General features: G+C 53.8%; 16 protein-coding genes. 7 read left to right on the forward strand and 9 right to left on the reverse strand.

Translation table 11 applies throughout. From position 1 onward, the window contains the following. Window positions 1–8 precede the first annotated feature (8 nt). The 3 genes from citE to citC are packed head-to-tail and all read right to left on the reverse strand — an operon-like array spanning window position 9 to window position 2,227. Complete coding sequence (citE, locus tag KGA69_RS02405) at window positions 9–878, reverse strand: citrate (pro-3S)-lyase subunit beta (RefSeq protein WP_015368307.1); 870 nt, start codon at window positions 876–878, stop codon at window positions 9–11. Beyond that, window positions 875–1,168 carry a citrate lyase acyl carrier protein gene (gene citD / locus KGA69_RS02410; protein WP_045397268.1) on the reverse strand — a complete coding sequence of 98 codons (294 nt, stop codon included), beginning with the start codon at window positions 1,166–1,168 and terminating at the stop codon, window positions 875–877. The genes citE and citD overlap by 4 nt, the downstream gene beginning before the upstream one ends. A 30-nt stretch (window positions 1,169–1,198) precedes the next feature. Next, window positions 1,199–2,227: a [citrate (pro-3S)-lyase] ligase gene (citC, locus tag KGA69_RS02415; protein WP_047078153.1), complete on the reverse strand. Its 1,029-nt coding sequence runs from the start codon at window positions 2,225–2,227 to the stop codon at window positions 1,199–1,201. Between the two features lie 256 nt (window positions 2,228–2,483). Between citC and citS the strand changes: the two genes are divergently transcribed. The 6 genes from citS to KGA69_RS02445 all read left to right on the forward strand — a co-directional run bounded on the left by citS (window position 2,484) and on the right by KGA69_RS02445 (window position 9,917). Further along, the gene (gene citS / locus KGA69_RS02420; protein WP_045397262.1) at window positions 2,484–3,824 is read left to right on the forward strand and encodes a citrate/sodium symporter CitS; all 1,341 of its coding nucleotides are present in this window, start codon (window positions 2,484–2,486) and stop codon (window positions 3,822–3,824) included. A 157-nt stretch (window positions 3,825–3,981) separates the two neighbouring features. Next, the gene (locus tag KGA69_RS02425; protein ID WP_045398376.1) at window positions 3,982–4,230 is read left to right on the forward strand and encodes an oxaloacetate decarboxylase subunit gamma; all 249 of its coding nucleotides are present in this window, start codon (window positions 3,982–3,984) and stop codon (window positions 4,228–4,230) included. 15 nt (window positions 4,231–4,245) lie between these two features. Further along, window positions 4,246–6,018 (forward strand): sodium-extruding oxaloacetate decarboxylase subunit alpha, encoded by a 1,773-nt coding sequence (gene oadA, locus KGA69_RS02430; RefSeq protein ID WP_213292775.1) that lies wholly within the window; start codon window positions 4,246–4,248, stop codon window positions 6,016–6,018. A 15-nt stretch (window positions 6,019–6,033) separates the two neighbouring features. Continuing rightward, on the forward strand, window positions 6,034–7,335 hold the full coding sequence (locus tag KGA69_RS02435; RefSeq protein WP_049047902.1) for an oxaloacetate decarboxylase subunit beta: 1,302 nt from the start codon (window positions 6,034–6,036) through the stop codon (window positions 7,333–7,335). Window positions 7,336–7,591: 256 nt separating this feature from the next. Beyond that, complete coding sequence (locus KGA69_RS02440; protein WP_045395770.1) at window positions 7,592–9,220, forward strand: citrate sensor histidine kinase CitA; 1,629 nt, start codon at window positions 7,592–7,594, stop codon at window positions 9,218–9,220. Next, window positions 9,213–9,917 (forward strand): citrate response regulator transcription factor CitB, encoded by a 705-nt coding sequence (locus tag KGA69_RS02445; RefSeq protein ID WP_045395773.1) that lies wholly within the window; start codon window positions 9,213–9,215, stop codon window positions 9,915–9,917. The genes KGA69_RS02440 and KGA69_RS02445 overlap by 8 nt, the downstream gene beginning before the upstream one ends. A 5-nt stretch (window positions 9,918–9,922) precedes the next feature. Here KGA69_RS02445 and KGA69_RS02450 read toward each other — a convergent pair whose 3' ends face one another. Beyond that, window positions 9,923–10,552: an alanyl-tRNA editing protein gene (locus KGA69_RS02450; protein ID WP_045395776.1), complete on the reverse strand. Its 630-nt coding sequence runs from the start codon at window positions 10,550–10,552 to the stop codon at window positions 9,923–9,925. A gap of 92 nt (window positions 10,553–10,644) precedes the next feature. Between KGA69_RS02450 and KGA69_RS02455 the strand changes: the two genes are divergently transcribed. Continuing rightward, the gene (locus KGA69_RS02455; RefSeq protein WP_045395780.1) at window positions 10,645–11,577 is read left to right on the forward strand and encodes a LysR family transcriptional regulator; all 933 of its coding nucleotides are present in this window, start codon (window positions 10,645–10,647) and stop codon (window positions 11,575–11,577) included. On the opposite strand, the gene KGA69_RS02460 is transcribed toward KGA69_RS02455, so the two are convergent. The 5 genes from KGA69_RS02460 to KGA69_RS02480 form a co-directional block, all read right to left on the reverse strand. After that, window positions 11,522–11,887: a DUF805 domain-containing protein gene (locus tag KGA69_RS02460; protein ID WP_047050152.1), complete on the reverse strand. Its 366-nt coding sequence runs from the start codon at window positions 11,885–11,887 to the stop codon at window positions 11,522–11,524. The two genes, KGA69_RS02455 and KGA69_RS02460, sit on opposite strands and share 56 nt — an antisense overlap. 176 nt (window positions 11,888–12,063) lie before the next feature. Next, window positions 12,064–14,349, reverse strand: a complete 2,286-nt coding sequence (locus tag KGA69_RS02465) for a hydratase (RefSeq protein ID WP_045395784.1) — start codon at window positions 14,347–14,349, stop codon at window positions 12,064–12,066. 54 nt (window positions 14,350–14,403) lie between these two features. Then, window positions 14,404–15,666, reverse strand: coding sequence for an SLC13 family permease (locus KGA69_RS02470; RefSeq protein WP_047065171.1), 1,263 nt, complete (start codon window positions 15,664–15,666; stop codon window positions 14,404–14,406). A 91-nt stretch (window positions 15,667–15,757) separates the two neighbouring features. Beyond that, window positions 15,758–17,191, reverse strand: a complete 1,434-nt coding sequence (locus KGA69_RS02475) for an anion permease (RefSeq protein WP_045395790.1) — start codon at window positions 17,189–17,191, stop codon at window positions 15,758–15,760. A 45-nt stretch (window positions 17,192–17,236) separates the two neighbouring features. Beyond that, the gene (locus KGA69_RS02480; RefSeq protein WP_045395792.1) at window positions 17,237–18,292 is read right to left on the reverse strand and encodes a 4-oxalomesaconate tautomerase; all 1,056 of its coding nucleotides are present in this window, start codon (window positions 18,290–18,292) and stop codon (window positions 17,237–17,239) included. Window positions 18,293–18,317 lie beyond the last annotated feature (25 nt).

Below are 18,317 nucleotides of genomic sequence, written 5' to 3' on the forward strand. Positions count from 1 at the left end.
TATTCCCCTTAATCACGAATACCGGAAGCCGAGAGCGCCACCACTTTGCGAGCATGGTCGATAATCGGTCCATCGATCATCTTGCCGTTCAGCGATACCACGCCAAGACCGCGCGTTTCGGCTTCTTCCGCCGCGGCAATCACCTCCAGCGCGTGATCGACCTCTTTGCGCGTCGGGGCATAGACCTGATGCAGGAGTTCAATTTGTCGCGGGTTAACCAACGATTTGCCGTTAAAGCCGAGATTTTTGGCCAGATTCGCTTCCGCCAGGAAGCCCTCTTCGTTGTTGATATCCGACCACACCACGTCATAGGCGGCGATGCCGGCAACGCGCGCGGCATGCAGCACGGCGCAGCGGGCATAGAACAGTTCAGTACCGTCACCACGGGAGGTGCCCATATCCATGACGTAGTCGAAAGCTGCCAGCGCGATCGCCGCCAGACGCGGGCTGGCGCGGGCAATCTCTACCGCATTCACCACGCCCAGCGCCGACTCAATAGCCGCCATTAGTTTGGTGCTGCCCACTTCCCGGCCGCATTCGCGCTCAATCCGCTCAACATGCGCTTCCAGCTCATGGATATCTTCTTTACTGTCGGTTTTCGGCAGACGCACCATATCCACGCCCGCGCGGACCACCGCTTCAAGGTCGGCAAGACCAAATGGCGTATTTAACGGGTTAATACGCACCACGGTTTCGATATCCTGATACAGCGGATGCTGCAGCGCCTGATGTACCAACAGGCGAGCGGTATCTTTTTCACGTAGCGAAACGGCATCTTCAAGGTCGAACATCACCGCATCAGCGCCGTAAACAAATGAAGTGCTTAACATGGCGGCATTGGCGCCAGGGATGAACAGCATACTGCGACGTGGTTTCATAGCTGGCTCCATTGTAATTGGGACTGTTGCGCCGCCCGCAGCGCTGCGGCCTGTACGCGGGCCCGCAGTACGCATTCCAGCGCGCCTTTATCATCGACCACCACGTTGGCCTGGTTCACGCCAAGCTGCGCCAGCGTTTCTCTGACCACCTGCTCAATCGCGGCGCCAAACTGTTGTTTCACAATGCTGTCGATTTCCAGCTGAATGCCCGGCTGCGCAGCCGGTCCAATCCTGACCATTACATCGCTGGATTCCAGCGTGCCGGCCAGGGCGTCAATCTTCATTTCCATAGGGGAAAATCCTTAGTTAGGGCATAAAAATCAGGCGGTTTGATGTTCGCTTTCCGCCAGTTTCATCAGAAAAGAGAGGGTTCCCGGCGGCACCAGCGCCGCGACCGCCTGCCAGTTGCGCTGCCGATAAAGTTCGCGCACTCGGGAGGCCGACACGGGCCCGCCATTTTTTTCGATTCGCGTCAGCTCAACCACTTCAATGGGCGGCGCCTCGCCTGGCGCTTCCAGCAGTGACTTCATGCGTTGGTTGTAATTACGAGTCAGGGGACATAGCGGCTCGGTGCCGACAAAACGATGGGTAATCTGCAGCGCCGGGGCCAGACGTTCGCGAAAGAGCTGCAGGTCAATCTGGCTGTGACAGTCATCGACCACGCCCTGCTCTTTCAGGAAATAGCCGGGGAACGTCGCCCGCGAAATCAGATACGCCGAACCGGGGTGCAGCGTCACTTTGTCGATACCGGTAATCCCCTGTTCGATCAGCTTGAAGCGATCGTGATAGGAAAAGCAGGACGCATCTTCTTTGACCACAAACAGATGCAGCCAGTCGCACTGCCGTGCCGCCTGTTCCACCAGCCAGCGGTGACCAAGGGTGAAGGGATTGGCGTTCATCACAATAGCGCCGATTTTTTTTCCCGGTTGACGGTACATTGCCAGCTGACGGCAGTAACGAGTCAGACGTTCGCGGCTGTTTTCCATCAATACGGCGCGATCGCCCGCCTGGGCTATCGGCCAGAAGCCGGCGCCGGAGAACAGCGCGGCATTGCTCGGCTTAGTAAATAAAAACAGTTCGCTACGCCCAAGTTCATAGGCCAGCGTCAGGAGTTCGGTCAATAATTTAAGGCTCAGCCCCTCCCCCTGTAGCGAGGGATCGACGGCGATGCATTTCAGTACATTACCGGCAATGGCGCCGCAGCCGACCAGCCGTTGCCGATACTCCGCAACGATTGCCATCTCGCAATCGGTTTCTAACGACAACTGATGCTGATGAAGAAACCGATCGATCGCCTCTCGCCGCGGTTGATCCTTTAATAGCTGAACGCGTTTTAATATCAGAGTCATTTTTTAGCGCTTCGTTATTCTAAAACGAACTGTATTTCGCCAGCGTTCGACTATTGATACTTGTATTTAAGTCACAGTTTTCCCCGTGGCTTAATTAGCTTTATGGTTTTTATGTTGTTAATTAATTCAGAATAATAAAAATAATTAAATTAATAAAAAACACGAGTATTCAGTGAAGGCAATCACACCTTACCACTAAGTCTATTTATTACTATGCGCCGGTATTACTACTCCATCAATAAACAGGAAAACGTTTATGACCAACATGAGTCAGGCTCCGGCAACGGAGAAAAAGGGCGTTAGCGACCTGCTGGGATTTAAAATCTTCGGCATGCCGCTCCCCCTTTACGCGTTTGCGTTAATTACGCTATTACTTTCACATTTTTATAACGCTTTACCCACCGACATCGTTGGCGGCTTTGCCATCATGTTTATTATCGGCGCCATATTCGGCGAAATTGGCAAACGTCTACCAATATTCAACAAATATATAGGTGGCGCCCCGGTAATGATTTTCCTGGTCGCCGCTTATTTTGTTTATGCCGGTATTTTCACGCAAAAAGAAATCGATGCTATCAGCAACGTTATGGATGAGAGTAACTTCCTTAACTTATTCATCGCGGTATTAATTACCGGGGCGATTCTGTCGGTAAACCGCCGTCTGCTGCTGAAATCGCTGCTCGGCTATATTCCAACCATCCTGATGGGCATTGTCGGCGCGTCGATTTTCGGCATCGCTATCGGCCTGGTGTTCGGTATTCCGGTAGATCGCATCATGATGCTGTACGTCCTGCCGATCATGGGCGGCGGCAACGGCGCGGGCGCGGTTCCGCTGTCGGAGATTTATCACTCCGTCACCGGTCGTTCACGTGATGAGTACTACTCAACCGCCATCGCTATTCTGACCATCGCTAACATTTTCGCCATCGTCTTCGCCGCAGTCCTCGATATCATCGGCAAAAAATACACCTGGCTGAGCGGCGAAGGCGAACTGGTGCGTAAAGCCTCGTTCAAAGTCGAAGAAGACGAGAAAGCGGGACAAATCACGCATCGTGAAACCGCCGTCGGTCTGGTGCTTTCCACGACCTGTTTCCTGCTGGCATACGTCGTCGCGAAGAAAATCCTGCCAAGCATTGGCGGCGTTTCGATTCACTACTTCGCATGGATGGTACTGATCGTTGCGGCGCTGAACGCCTCCGGCCTGTGCTCACCGGAAATCAAAGCCGGCGCCAAGCGTCTGTCTGATTTCTTCTCTAAACAGCTGCTGTGGGTACTGATGGTCGGCGTCGGCGTTTGCTACACCGACCTGCAGGAAATCATCAATGCCATTACTGTCTATAACGTCGTTATCGCCGCCGTAATCGTTATCGGCGCAGTGCTCGGCGCGGCGATCGGCGGCTGGATGATGGGCTTCTTCCCGATTGAATCAGCGATCACCGCAGGCCTGTGTATGGCTAACCGCGGCGGTTCCGGCGACCTGGAAGTCCTTTCCGCCTGTAACCGTATGAGCCTTATCTCTTATGCACAAATCTCCTCCCGTTTGGGCGGCGGTATTGTGCTGGTCATCGCCAGCATCGTGTTCGGCATGATGATTTAACCCACACGCACGATGGCGCCGTTGAGCGGCCGAAGAAGTTGACCCAGTCAGGGACCAGCGCCGGGGGCGGCTGCGGGAAATCCACCCTGCTCCTTAGCCGGAAGCGTCGACAACCTCGCCAACCAACGCGTCATCGTGCCCTTATACGAGATTTTGTATGACTGATGCTGCGCTGTTAGGCGAGGGCTTCACCCTGATGTTTCTTGGCATGGGCTTCGTGCTGGCGTTCCTGCTGCTGCTCATTTTCGCCATCCGGGGGATGTCTCTCGCCGTTACCCGTCTGTTCCCTGAGCCGCCTGCCGCGTCCAAAGCGGCGCCGGCCGCCGTCGCGCCCGCCGACGACTTCGCCCGCTTAAAACCGGCGATTGTCGCCGCCATTCACCACCATCGCCGCCTTAATCCTTAATTCACGGAGGAATTCATGACCGTTGCCATTACCGATGTCGTCCTGCGCGACGCCCACCAGTCCCTGTTCGCCACCCGTCTGCGCCTTGACGATATGCTCCCCGTCGCCGCTCAGCTGGATGACGTCGGCTACCGCTCGCTGGAATGCTGGGGCGGCGCCACCTTTGACGCCTGCATCCGCTTCCTCGGCGAGGACCCGTGGGTCCGCCTGCGCGAACTGAAAAAGGCGATGCCGAAAACCCCGCTGCAGATGCTGCTCCGCGGCCAGAACCTGCTCGGCTACCGCCACTACGCCGACGACGTGGTGGCGCGCTTTGTCGAGCGCGCCGTCAAAAACGGCATGGACGTGTTCCGCGTTTTCGATGCCATGAACGACCCGCGCAACATGAAAGCCGCCCTGCAGGCGGTGCGCAGCCACGGCGCCCACGCCCAGGGCACCCTCAGCTACACCACCAGCCCGGCGCACACCCTGCAGACCTGGCTCGACCTCACCGAACAGCTGCTGGAGACCGGCGTCGACTCCATCGCCATCAAGGACATGTCCGGTATCCTCACCCCGCATGCCGCCTTTGAGCTGGTCAGCGAAATCAAAAAACGCTTTGCCGTCACCCTGCACCTGCACTGCCACTCCACCACCGGCATGGCGGAGATGGCGCTGCTGAAGGCTATTGAAGCCGGCGTCGACGGCGTCGATACCGCCATCTCCTCGATGAGCGCCACCTACGGCCACCCGGCCACCGAAGCGCTGGTGGCCACCCTCGCCGGGACCCGCTACGACACCGGCCTCGATATCCACAAACTGGAGAGCATCGCCGCGTACTTCCGCGAGGTGCGCAAAAAATACCACGCCTTCGAAGGCCAGCTGAAAGGCACCGACAGCCGTATCCTGGTCGCCCAGGTGCCGGGCGGGATGCTCACCAACCTTGAGGGCCAGCTTAAACAGCAGAGCGCCGCCCACCGTCTGGATGAGGTGCTGGCGGAAATCCCCCGCGTGCGCGAGGACCTCGGCTTCATCCCGCTGGTGACCCCGACCTCGCAGATTGTCGGCACCCAGGCGGTGCTTAACGTGCTGGGCGGCGAGCGCTACAAAACCATCGCGAAGGAGACCGCCGGTATCCTGAAAGGCGAATACGGCCACACCCCGGCGCCGGTTAACGCCGCCCTGCAGGCGCGGGTGCTCGATGGCGCCGACGCCGTCACCTGCCGCCCGGCGGACCTGCTGAAGCCGGAGCTGGCGGAGCTTGAAGCCGACGTGAAACGCCAGGCGCAGGAAAAGGGCATCACGCTTGCCGAAAACGCCATCGACGACGTGCTCACCGTGGCGCTGTTCCCGCAAATCGGCCTGAAGTTCCTCGAAAACCGCCACAACCCGGCGGCCTTTGAGCCCGTGCCGCAGGTGGAAGAAGCAAAATCTGCCGCGCCGGCAAAAGCCGCCGCCTCCGGTGTCTACACCGTGGAAGTGGAAGGCAAAGCCTTCGTGGTCAAAGTCAGCGACGGCGGCGACGTCAGCCAGCTGACGGCGGCCACTCCGTCTTCCGCACCGGTTCAGGCAGCCGCCCCGGCCCCGGCAGGCGCCGGCACCCCGGTGACCGCGCCGCTGGCGGGTACTATCTGGAAGGTACTGGCCAGCGAAGGCCAGGCGGTGGCGGAAGGCGAGGTGCTGCTGATTCTGGAAGCCATGAAGATGGAAACCGAAATCCGCGCCGCGCAGGCCGGTACCGTACGCGGTATCGCGGTGAAATCCGGCGATGCGGTGGCGGTCGGCGACACCCTGCTGCAGCTGGCGTAAGGACGAGGAGCACAAATGGAAAGTCTGAACGCCCTGATTCAGGGCATGGGGCTGATGCACCTGGGAGCCGGCCAGGCGGTGATGCTGCTGGTCAGCCTGCTGCTGCTGTGGCTGGCGATTGCGAAAAAGTTCGAGCCGTTACTGCTGCTGCCGATTGGCTTCGGCGGCCTGCTCTCCAATATCCCGGAGGCCGGGCTGGCGCTGAGCGCGCTGGAAAACCTACTGGCCCACCACGACCCGGTCCAGCTGGCGGTGATTGCCGCGAAGCTCAACTGCGCGCCGGACGTCCACGCCATCAAGGAGGCGCTGGCGCTGGCCCTGCCGTCGGTGCAGGGGCAGATGGAGACGCTGGCGGTGGACATGGGCTACTCCTCCGGAGTGCTGGCCATCTTCTATAAGGTGGCGATTGGCTCGGGTATCGCGCCGCTGGTGATCTTTATGGGCGTCGGGGCGATGACCGATTTCGGCCCGCTGCTGGCCAACCCGCGCACCCTGCTGCTGGGGGCGGCGGCGCAGTTCGGGATCTTCGCCACCGTGCTCGGGGCGCTGACGCTGAACTACTTCGGCTTCATCTCCTTCACCCTGCCGCAGGCAGCGGCCATCGGCATCATCGGCGGCGCCGACGGCCCGACGGCCATCTACCTGTCGAGCAAGCTGGCGCCGGAGCTGCTGGGAGCCATCGCGGTGGCCGCCTACTCCTACATGGCGCTGGTGCCGCTGATCCAGCCGCCGATCATGAAGGCGCTGACCAGCGACAAAGAGCGAAAGATCCGCATGGTGCAGCTGCGTACGGTGAGTAAACGCGAGAAGATCCTCTTCCCGGCGGTGCTGTTGCTGCTGGTAGCGCTGCTGCTGCCGGACGCCGCGCCGCTGCTGGGAATGTTCTGCTTCGGCAACCTGATGCGCGAAAGCGGGGTGGTGGATCGTCTGAGCGATACGGTGCAGAACGCGCTGATCAATATCGTCACCATCTTCCTCGGGCTGTCGGTGGGGGCCAAGCTGGTGGCGGACAAGTTCCTGCAGCCGCAGACGCTGGGGATCCTGCTGCTGGGTGTGATCGCCTTCTGCGTGGGCACCGCCGCCGGGGTGTTGATGGCCAAGCTGCTGAACAGGTTCAGTAAGAACCCAATCAATCCGCTGATCGGCTCGGCGGGGGTGTCGGCGGTGCCGATGGCGGCGAGGGTGTCCAACAAGGTGGGTCTGGAAGCGGACGGGCAGAACTTCCTGCTGATGCACGCGATGGGCCCGAACGTGGCCGGGGTGATCGGCTCGGCGATCGCCGCCGGGGTGATGCTCAAGTACGTGCTGGCGATGTAGGCCGGCATCCTTCCCGGATAGCGGCTGGCGCCTTATCCGGGCTACCCGTCCGCTCCGGTTTGTAGCCCCGGTAAGCGCAGCGCCACCGGGGAGAGGTTCCCGGATGGCGGCTGGCGCCTTATCCGGGCTACCAAACCAGCGCCCGACTCAATGGCTTTTGAGCGGGCGTTTTTCTGAATTTTTTGGATCTGTGCGCCATCTGCAGGTACCCGGACCGCCAAACGAGGAAACTAGCCATTTAATGTCTATCGGCCCTATGTACACCCGAAAAATAACCCACTGGTTTGCGCGGCGGTCCTTTCAGAACCGCATCTTCCTGCTGATATTATTTACCTCAACTGTCGTCATGCTGGGTATGTCCTGGTATCTAACAGATATTACCGAAGAACGTCTTCATTACCAGGTCGGGCAACGGGCATTGATTCAGGCGATGCAGATTTCAGCAATGCCGGAGCTGGTAGAAGCGGTACAGAAGCGCGATCTCGCCAGAATTAAAGAGCTTATCGACCCCATGCGTTCATTCTCAGACGCCACCTACATCACCGTCGGCGATGCCAACGGACAGCGTCTTTATCACGTCAACCCGGACGAAATCGGTAAATCAATGGAAGGTGGCGATAGCGATGAGGCGCTGTATAACGCCAAAAGCTATGTCTCGGTACGCAAAGGTTCGCTAGGTTCATCATTACGGGGTAAATCGCCGGTGCAGGACGCCACCGGGAAAGTCATCGGCATCGTGTCGGTCGGTTATACCATTGAACAGTTAGAAAACTGGCTCAGCCTGCAGATAAGCTCGCTACTGATCCCGATGGCGATTATCCTGCTATTGCTGCTGTACTGCGCTCGGCGCTTCTCGCTGCATATCAAAAAGCAAATGCTCAATATGGAGCCCCAGCAGCTCTCGCAGCTGCTCATCCAGCAAAGCGTGCTCTTTGAATCGGTGTTTGAAGGGCTCATCGCCATCGACTCAAATTATAAGATAACCGCCATTAATCAGACCGCCCGTCGTCTGCTTAATCTAAGCCAGCCGGAGCCCGTACTGATCGGTAAAAAGATCAGTAGCGTCATTGCGCAAGAGGCCTTCTTCTACGATGCGCCGCATGAGAATAAGAAAGACGCGATCGTCACTTTTAATCAGATCAAAGTGATCGCCAGCCGGATGGCGGTGATCTTAAATAATGCCCCACAAGGTTGGGTCATCAGTTTTCGCAGTAAAGACGATATCAACACCCTCAGTCTGCAGCTCAGCCAGGTACAGCAGTACGCCGATAATCTGCGCGCCGTGCAGCATGAACACCGCAACCTGATCTCGACCATCGCCGGACTGTTGTTTCTTAAACGCTACGATCACGCGCTGGATCTGATTCAGCAACAGTCAGAAAGCCACCAGAAGGTGCTCGATTTTATTGCGCGTAATTTCCAGGATAACCACCTTGCCGGGCTGCTGATCGGTAAATATTATCGGGCCAAAGAGCTTGGTCTTGAACTGGTATTCGACCCCGCCTGCTTCGTCGATATCCTTCCCACCGCGCTTTCTCCCAGCGAATGGATCTCGATCGTAGGGAATCTGCTCGATAACGCCTACAATGCCTCGTTACGCCAGCCGCAGGGATCGAAGCAGATCGAGTGTTTAATAAATAGCGACGGTCATGAACTGATCGTCGAGATCGCCGACCAGGGATGCGGCATTGACGAGACGCTACGCGATCGCATCTTTGAGCGTGGCGTCACCAGTAGCGCCAGCGCCGAGCACGGTATTGGGCTCTGGCTGGTGCGCAGTTACGTAGAACAAGCAGGCGGCACTATCGTCGTCGAAAATAACATTCCCTTTGGCACCATCTTTACCCTTTATATCCCCCTGACCCGAGATGAACATCATGGATAGCATTACTACTCTTATCGTTGAAGACGAACCTATGCTGGCGGAAATCCTGGTGGATACCATCAAACAGTTCCCCCAGTTCAACGTAATCGGCATCGCGGATAAACTGGAAAGCGCGAAAAAGCTGATGCGTCTCTACCAGCCGCAGCTGATCCTGCTGGATAACTTTCTCCCTGACGGCAAGGGGTTGGATCTGATTCGCCACGCTGTCAGCACTAACTACAAAGGGCGAATCATTTTCATTACCGCCGATAATCATATGGAGACCATCAGCGAAGCCCTGCGACTGGGAGTATTCGATTACCTGATTAAGCCCGTACACTATCAACGTTTACAACATACGCTCGAGCGTTTCGCCCGCTACCGCAGCTCATTGCGTTCGAGCGAACAGGCCAGCCAGACCCACGTCGACGCCCTGTTTAATATCCAGGCTCGCGAGCACACTGAACCTGCTGACGCGCCGCTGCGCGGGATCGATGAAAGCACCTTTCACCGCGTGCTGCAGCTGTTCTCCGACCCGGAAGTCGTGCATACCGCCGACTCTCTGGCCCGCATCCTCGGCAGCAGTAAAACCACTGCCCGCCGTTATCTCGAACAAGGCGTTAAAAACGATTTTCTGGAAGCGGAAATCAGTTATGGCAAAGTCGGCCGGCCGGAACGCATTTATCGCGGCAAACATCCCTACCCTGAGCACGTCTGAAACGCTTATTCGAGGGTATAGCTGACGATCATCTGCCCTTTTTTCATTTTCAGCTGGCTGATGACGATATTTCCCAACGCCGCCAGACTAGCGACATGGGTACCGCCACAGGGATAAGCTGCCAGTTCGCCGAATCCTACGGCGCGCAGGCCATTAGCGAAGGTGATGCGGCGCGGTAAATCTTGCTTCTGCCACGCGCTCACCTGCGCCAGCAGCGCGCTGGCTTCCGGTAACGCGGCGCCAGCGCCGGCAGCAAACGTAATCCGTCCCTCTCCCGGCCAGTGATGCGCCTTCACTGGTCGCCAGCCGAACTGCTCGCCGGCCAGTCCCAGCAAGTGACCAGCAGAGTGCAAACGGGCATGCCGTTGCCGCACAGGCGCATCAATTCGTAGCTCCACCTCGCCTAACGGCAGCGGCTGGGCAACGATATGCAGGACACTATCGCCGCGCGTCGTGACCGCCATTACGGGCTGCTCATCGATCCAGCCGCGATCGGACGGCTGCCCGCCGCCCTGCGGATGGAACAACGTGCGATCAAGTTCAATGGCATAACCACCATCGGCTTCAGCGCTGCAGCTGATAATGTGTGCGCACCCTTCGGTGGCGTCGCTGGCGTAATAAATACGTTCAGTCATGATTGTTCTCCTCTCTGTCAGCACAGTATATTGATAATATTGACCGCGATAATGGCCTCCACAACCAATGCACTTTTGCTTTGAGGGCACAAATGAATCTGAACCTTCTCCCCGACCTCGCCCTCTTCGTACAGATTGTCGAACAAGGCAGCTTTTCCGCCGTCGCCCGTCAGAGCGGGATTACGCCATCCGCCGTCAGTCGCAGCGTCTCGCGGCTGGAACAGGAGATGCGCTGCAAACTGTTGCACCGAACCACCCGCAAGCTGCGGCTGAGCGATGCCGGGAAAGCGGTGTATGAACATGCGCTGGAAATGCTGGAAGCGGCGCGCCAGGCTATGGACTGCGCCGGAAGTACCCAGACGGTGGCGCAGGGTAAACTCACGCTGAGCGTACCAAAAGCCGTCGGGCGCTTTGTCATCCATCCGCTAATGATCGACTTTTTCAACCGTTATCCGCAGGTTGACGTCTGTTTACGTTTAGAAGATCGCGATCTCGACTTTATTGATGACGGCATCGATCTCGCGCTGCGTATTACCCATACCCCTTCCCCTGGACTGCATGGCAAACCGCTGATGCCGATCGTTCATGTCATCTGCGCCACTAAAGAGTACTTACAGCGCCACGGAATGCCGCGTACCCCGCAGGATCTGCGCGCGCATAGCTGTATCAGTCTTGGCGAAACGCCCGCCGACGCGCGTTGGAAATTTCGCCGCGAAGGCAAAAACGAAACGGTGCAGACGTACGGACGCTACGCCGCTAACCACACTGCGGTGCGTCTTGATGCGGTTAAACAGCATCTGGGGATTGGCAGTCTGCCACTGTTTACCGCCCGTGAAGCGCTGGCAAAGGGTGAAATCGTGCAGGTGCTGGCGGAGTGGGAGTTTATCAGCAGCTACTCTGGCAATCTGTGGCTGTTATGGGCGGGGCATAAGCATATGCCCGCCAGAATGCGGGCAATGATTGATTTTCTTAGCGAGACGGTTCCGGCGCTGAACGCAGGCAGCACATTGCCAAAGATAAAATAATAAACACCGGGAAAACGATCCCCGGTAAAAACCAGAAACCAGAGCGGCCAATATCATGCATCCGGCGAAAACCTACCGCCAATATTGGGATAATCATCGGTAAATGAAGCACAAAAGCCAACGGGAAGAGAAACAGACTCAAAACGCCATACCGGTAGTCATAAAGCGTAGCCAGATACCAGATGAGTAAAGGGGTTGCCACAATCAGGGCGTTGATAAGAAAAAATGACCAGAACTCACGGCGGTCAGAGCGTCCAACGAAATTAAAAGCCTGTTTCCAGCCTTTAAGATAGGCCTGTCCATAGGTCATGATATTCTCTCCATGAGAACGAATTAATGACAGCGGGGCACATCGGAGCCCCCTTCAAACCAAACACTCCTTAGCCTAAACAACGCTTCAGCATAATTTAATGTGCTGGCACAAGAAACGACATATTAATGTTGAAAAGATTGCTGGCAGAGAAACACTGCCAGCATGACCAGATATTAATTAGCGAGGATTAATTGATTTCTATTATAATTAATAAGACCACCGGCCTTAATAATCTCCTGCTCCGACGAGGTTAATTTCTCCATATAAAGCGTTATCTGCTTCACAGGTCGATTATCGCTGACGACAAAAGCGGTGATATCACTAAACTCACCGGTTAGTGCGCTTTTTATTGCCGGGATATAGATAAAATCGCCGACCTCGAAATCAGGCGCCTCTTTCATCTGCAGCGGCAGCATCCCCCAGTTAATCACGTTGGAACGATAGCGCTTGGTCGCATACTCCTGGCTAATATTGGCCAGCCCGCCAAGCACGCGCTGGCAGCTAGCGGCCTGCTCTCGCGCTGAGCCATCACCGGGTTTGACCGCATAGATCATGCTACCTATCTCAGTCTGTGCCGCGCTAATATTTTCCTGACCCGGTAGCAGACGTATCTGGGAAAATATATTTTCCAGCTGTGGATTTAAACGGCAAAGATCTTCACCCTTAACGCGTTGTTGCTCCATAACGGCAATTTTTTTAGCCCGCCCCACATACTGCGGATCGCGACGGGAGAGCGTAAATTCCGCCAGCCCCAGGGGGTTCGAACGAAACGATGATGTTTCCCCTGACGGTATCAGCTCGTCGGTAGTCGTTACCGGATCCATTATCTTTGCGGCGACCACTAACAGAACATTATCCGTTAATGCATTCATTTCCGGCCAATCTTTTATATTCGGGCCATAGATTAGCGGCTGCTGCGTAGCGCCTTTAACGAATCCCTGATAAACCCGGTTTTTATAGGGGGAAACATCAAATTCATATTCCGGAGCATCATGCCAGCAATCGAGCTCCGCCGCCGAGGTTAACAATCCCCCGTTAGCGGCCGTCGCGGCAATTGAACGCGCGTCCATCAATGCCACCGCCGACATCTGCCCATTTCCCGGCTTGGAACCTTCACGGTTCGGAAAGTTACGCGTCGTATGACGGATACTTAAGCCATTATGCATCGGGGTATCACCGGCGCCGAAGCAAGGACCGCAGAACGCGGTACGAATAATGGCGCCCGCACTCATTAAGTCATTGATCATTCCCTTCTTCGTTAACGCCATCAGCACCGGTTGTGAGGAGGGGTAAACGGAAAGCGAGAAAATATTATCGCCACAGGAGTGATGCCTCAGGGCATTCGCCGCCTGTACGACGTTGACATAGTTTCCCCCGGCGCAACCAGCAATAATACCCTGCTGAACGCGTAATTTACCGTTCTCTATTTTGTCTAACAGAGACAGCTTCGCGCGCCCCAGCGAGATTTTCTCAGCTTCAATTTCAACCTGGCGTAAAATGTCCGGTAAATTCTGATTAAGTGTATCAATTTCATAGACATTGGCTGGATGAAACGGTAGCGCGATCATCGGCTTGATGGTACTTAAATCGATTTCGATACAACCATCGTAGTAGGCCATCTCTTTTGCTGACAGCGCACGATAATCTTTCTCTCTACCATGAAGGCGTAAAAAATGCCGCGTCTCTTCATCGGTCTGCCAGATAGAGGATAAGCAGGTCGTCTCAGTAGTCATGACATCAATACTGTTTCGATAGTCGGTCGACATACTGGCCACGCCGGGACCAACGAATTCCATCACTTTGTTCTTCACATAACCGTTTTTGAATACCGCGCCGATTAATGCCAGCGCAATATCCTGAGGGCCAACGCCAGCGGCAGGTTTGCCAGTTAAATACACCGCGACGACATCGGGATAATCAATATCCCAGGTGTTTCCCAGCAGTTGTTTAACTAGCTCACCGCCGCCTTCACCGACGGCCATCGTCCCCAGCGCGCCATAACGCGTATGACTATCCGATCCCAGTATCATTTGGCCGCTACCAGCCATCATTTCACGCATATACTGGTGAATAACCGAAATATGTGGCGGAACGTAAATCCCGCCATATTTCTGCGCGGAAGTGAGACCAAAAATATGATCGTCGCTGTTAATGGTTCCTCCCACCGCACAAAGTGAATTGTGGCAGTTGGTTAAAACATACGGCAATGGAAAGCGGGTCATGCCGGAGGCTTTTGCCGTCTGGATGATGCCAACAAAGGTAAGGTCATGGGAGGTCATAGAATCAAATTTAATTTTTAATTTCTGTTCATCTCCCGAGTGGCTATGAGATGACAAAATTGACCATGCTATGGTTCCCTTTCGTGCAATCTCTTTGGCGACAGGATTGGCGCATTCCTGTTCTGGGATAATCCCATGCTGATGGGATAAATATACCCCACTATCATGTAATTTAATCATGACTTGTGTCCTTCAGATAGATTAAATAATTAGGCGATGCTTTTATCCGTATTATTACGAATAGAAAGGAAAAAATATCGGCAGTAAAATAAAGCTCACCACCACAGATATAATAATCAGCGGTAATCCGACCCTGACATAATCCATAAACCGATATCCTCCGGCGGAAAAAATCATCATATTCGCCGGCGTCCCCACCGGGGTCGCATAAGCACATGAACAACCAATGACAATAGCCATTAGCACCGCTCGCGGATCGGCCCCCATGGAATTCGCAATAGACAGACCAATAGGAATCAGCAAGGCCGCTGTTGCGGTATTCGACATGAAGTTCGTTAATACACAGGATATGATTAACACAGCACTTAACAGTAAGAACGGCGAAGCCTGTTGACCCAGCAGATCGATAATAGAACGGGCCATGATTTCACCCGCGCCAGTGGTTTCGAGTGCTTTCGCTAAAGCTAAAGTACCGCCAAACAGAAAAATCGTCTGTGAGTCAATTGACTGGTAGGCCTGTTTTTCAGTAATCACTCGCGTAATAACCAAAAATAAGGCGCCAATTGAACCAATAATTGCAATTGGCAAACCAATGACGCTCTCAAAAATCATGCCCAGTACGGTAAATACCAACACTAAAACCGCAATAACTTGCTTATATTTAGGACAGTCAACTTTCCTGCTCTTTTCTGCTTTTCCCTCGGTACGCACAGATTGTGCCGGTAACAATTTATAACCTATTGTCAAAAAGTAGATGATCCCGCAAAGCAGCATAGGGATACCCAGTTTGGCATACTCGAAAAAACCGAAGCGTTGCCCGACTTGTTCCAGCGCCGACTGGGCGATCAAATTACCCGGCGAGCCAATAAGCGATAAGTTTCCACCCAGCGCCGACGCAAACGCTAATGGCATCAACAAACGAGATTGCGCATAGCCAGACTTCACCGCGGCGCCGATAACTACGGGGATCAGTACCGCGGCCGTTCCCGTGTTAGACAGAAAGCCGGAGAGTATTCCGCAAACCAACATGATAATAACGATGAGTTGCTTCTCCGAGCGTGCGTAACGGGTAACTATTCCTCCAATTTTATCTGTGACGCCAGTTTCGAATAAGGCGCCGCCAACCACAAACATGGCGACAAATAAAATGACATTCTGGTTAATAAACCCCGAGAAGGCCGTTTTCACATCAAACACGCCGGTTACGACCAGGACAATGCATACGATCATCGCGGTCGCCGCCAGCGGGATCTTCTCCCAAATAAACATCACAATTGAAAATAACAATAGTGACAATGTAATTGTTACTGGAGACATAAAAATGCGACACTCCATTTAGCGTTTTTAAAATATATCCTTGTTCCATGAACGCAGATTATAAAAAAGGTCAAAATCAAGATTTAATTTATTAGATTACCTTCCAGTACATTAATAACTCCCACCACCATACCCCGATGGTGATATGCAGGATGAACGTCAGCAGCGCCAATATACCGCCGACAATCCACCACGATTTAATATCATTATAACCAACGCCAAATATCACCGGGCCAGCGGCCCCGCCATAATGGGTGACCATACCGCCATACGAATTACTAAACAGCAGGGCTAATGCGGTTAACATCACTGGCGCACCGGAAACATTCGCCAACATAGCGAAGACCGGGACCATCGCCACAATATAAGCGCTGCCGGAGGCGAAGAAATAACGCACTAATATACTTAATGCTACGATAACGACAAAAGCCAGCGTGCTATGAGTGCCAAACGATATATTGTCCTTCAGCAATTCAGCTAACCACAAGAAAAAGCCCACTTTAGATAATAGTGAACTCAAGCCAATGATCCCGCCGTACCAAATCAGGGTATTCCATCCCCCTTTATTTTTTATCACATCATCCCAGGTGACGATTTTTAACACCAGCATCAATGCCATGACACAAATAGCTACCGTTGATTCGTTAACGCCAAGCGACTTACTAAATACCCAACCGGCTAATGCCATGACAAACAGGCAGGAGAGCATTTTTTCACGTAAGGTCATCGGCCCTAAAGACTCAAGACCCTCTTTGGCAATTGCCTTATTATCCACTTTCTTTAACTCTGGTGGATATAACTTATAGGTAATGAGCGGTGTTAATAACAGCATAATAATGCCAGGTAATATTCCGGCTAATGCCCATCCGCCCCAGCTCAATTTGATATGACAAATATCTTCAATCATTTTGAGCGCCAGTATATTCCCAGCCATTGCGGTAAAGAACATATAACTGGTCGTTTTGGTAACCATATAGACGTTAATCATCAAATAATGGCCAACGCGTTTTGCCGTATGCTCCGGTTCCGAGCCTAACGCAACAGCCACGCTATTGATGATAGGTAAGACGATACCGCCGGCGCGAGCCGTATTCGACGGTGTCGCGGGGGAAAGGATGAGATCAAGAAAGGCGGTAACATAGCCTAAGCCAAGCGTGGTACTCCCTATCTTGCCAATAAGAATATAAGCAATCCGCTTACCTAAACCAGTAATAACAAAGGCAGCACTTAAGGTAAACGCTGAGAAAACCAGCCAGGTAGTTCCCGATGCATAGCCACTTAATACACTCGATGATTTTATTACGCCATCACCTAAATTACCAATAACGACCATTGATGTGGCGACAGCGACTAACAATATTACCGGTTCAGAAAACGGCTTAATAACCAAACCAACAATCGCCGCCAGATAAATCCCTGATAGCACCCAAGCCAGTTTGGTCAATCCCGCTGGAGCCGGAAATAGACTAATAAGCAATGGGATGGCGACAAGCACTAATAGCTTGCATACTGTTTTTTTATCCATTTCGATCCCTTACCTGAATAAAATTATAGAAGAACACTGATTAAGTTATTCAGGGAGATAAACCATGCCAGAAAGAATCTTACGTGCGGTACGAATAACCGATGCGCGAATATTTTCAGGATTTCCATTCGCGTTACTTAAGTTCACCTCAATGCTGCCGCTAGGGTGTTCAACGCTAATTAATCCTTCACCAGACATTCGCGTAAGCTCATTAACCACGGTGTCGGCGATAACACAAGAACTCGCCAGACCGATAGCACCCGTAATCGCCAGAGACTTATGGCAGCTGTGGGGCATGAAATAACGCACGCTCATTGTTCCGCCGTGTTGCGGTGGAGCAACCAGTACCGGTTTAGGTATAACCATGTTGGATACATCGCCAAACCCCATTGCCGCGCCAGCTTGTTGACGTATAGATTCAAGACGCTGGAAAAATGCACTGTCCTTGTCTAATTCAGCAGCAGATTCATATCCGGTTTTACCGAGACTGTGTGCAGGGATAATCACCATCGGCATCGCCATATCAATACACGTGACGCGAATATCATCAAAAATATCGACCCGGTTACCGGTGGGGAAAAGTTGGCCCGACTTCGCCCCGGCGGCGTTTAGAAATGTCAGAGCAACGGGAGCCGCCTGCCCGGGAACGCCATCAATATGGGTATTCCCTTCATAAACGACCTGGCCGTTCGGTGTTTGAATGTCAGCATCGACAAAGGTATTGGTATTTACGTTTCTGATACGCACCCGCGTTACCGGTGAACTCGCCGCGATGAGACCTTTTTCGATAGCAAATCCACCTACCGCGCACAGCATATTACCGCAATTAGGCGTGGTATCGACCCGCCGTTCATTGACAATGACCTGCACAAATAAATAGTCAATGTCTGCTTGTGGGCTGGACGATTGACTGACAATAGCCACTTTACTGGTTTGCGGGCTACCACCGCCAATACCATCAATTTCCAGTTCATGGCCTGAACCCATGATGGTTAATAACGCCTCATCACGTTTTTGAATATCTTCAGGTAGATCATCCGCTAAAAGGAAAGCCCCTTTTGACGTTCCTCCACGCATGAGAACACACGGAATTTGTTTCATAACACGCTCCTTACAAATATAGAAG

Origin of the sequence: Klebsiella sp. A52, from assembly GCF_018388785.1 — a bacterium.
GTDB lineage: Bacteria > Pseudomonadota > Gammaproteobacteria > Enterobacterales > Enterobacteriaceae > Klebsiella > Klebsiella aerogenes.

Coding starts and splice junctions, on each gene's coding strand:
- citE (WP_015368307.1), bottom strand. CDS start 878: ATGAAACCACGTCGCAGTATGCTGTTCATCCCTGGCGCCAATGCCGCC.
- citD (WP_045397268.1), bottom strand. CDS start 1,168: ATGGAAATGAAGATTGACGCCCTGGCCGGCACGCTGGAATCCAGCGAT.
- citC (WP_047078153.1), bottom strand. CDS start 2,227: ATGACTCTGATATTAAAACGCGTTCAGCTATTAAAGGATCAACCGCGG.
- citS (WP_045397262.1), top strand. CDS start 2,484: ATGACCAACATGAGTCAGGCTCCGGCAACGGAGAAAAAGGGCGTTAGC.
- KGA69_RS02425 (WP_045398376.1), top strand. CDS start 3,982: ATGACTGATGCTGCGCTGTTAGGCGAGGGCTTCACCCTGATGTTTCTT.
- oadA (WP_213292775.1), top strand. CDS start 4,246: ATGACCGTTGCCATTACCGATGTCGTCCTGCGCGACGCCCACCAGTCC.
- KGA69_RS02435 (WP_049047902.1), top strand. CDS start 6,034: ATGGAAAGTCTGAACGCCCTGATTCAGGGCATGGGGCTGATGCACCTG.
- KGA69_RS02440 (WP_045395770.1), top strand. CDS start 7,592: ATGTACACCCGAAAAATAACCCACTGGTTTGCGCGGCGGTCCTTTCAG.
- KGA69_RS02445 (WP_045395773.1), top strand. CDS start 9,213: ATGGATAGCATTACTACTCTTATCGTTGAAGACGAACCTATGCTGGCG.
- KGA69_RS02450 (WP_045395776.1), bottom strand. CDS start 10,552: ATGACTGAACGTATTTATTACGCCAGCGACGCCACCGAAGGGTGCGCA.
- KGA69_RS02455 (WP_045395780.1), top strand. CDS start 10,645: ATGAATCTGAACCTTCTCCCCGACCTCGCCCTCTTCGTACAGATTGTC.
- KGA69_RS02460 (WP_047050152.1), bottom strand. CDS start 11,887: ATGACCTATGGACAGGCCTATCTTAAAGGCTGGAAACAGGCTTTTAAT.
- KGA69_RS02465 (WP_045395784.1), bottom strand. CDS start 14,349: ATGATTAAATTACATGATAGTGGGGTATATTTATCCCATCAGCATGGG.
- KGA69_RS02470 (WP_047065171.1), bottom strand. CDS start 15,666: ATGTCTCCAGTAACAATTACATTGTCACTATTGTTATTTTCAATTGTG.
- KGA69_RS02475 (WP_045395790.1), bottom strand. CDS start 17,191: ATGGATAAAAAAACAGTATGCAAGCTATTAGTGCTTGTCGCCATCCCA.
- KGA69_RS02480 (WP_045395792.1), bottom strand. CDS start 18,292: ATGAAACAAATTCCGTGTGTTCTCATGCGTGGAGGAACGTCAAAAGGG.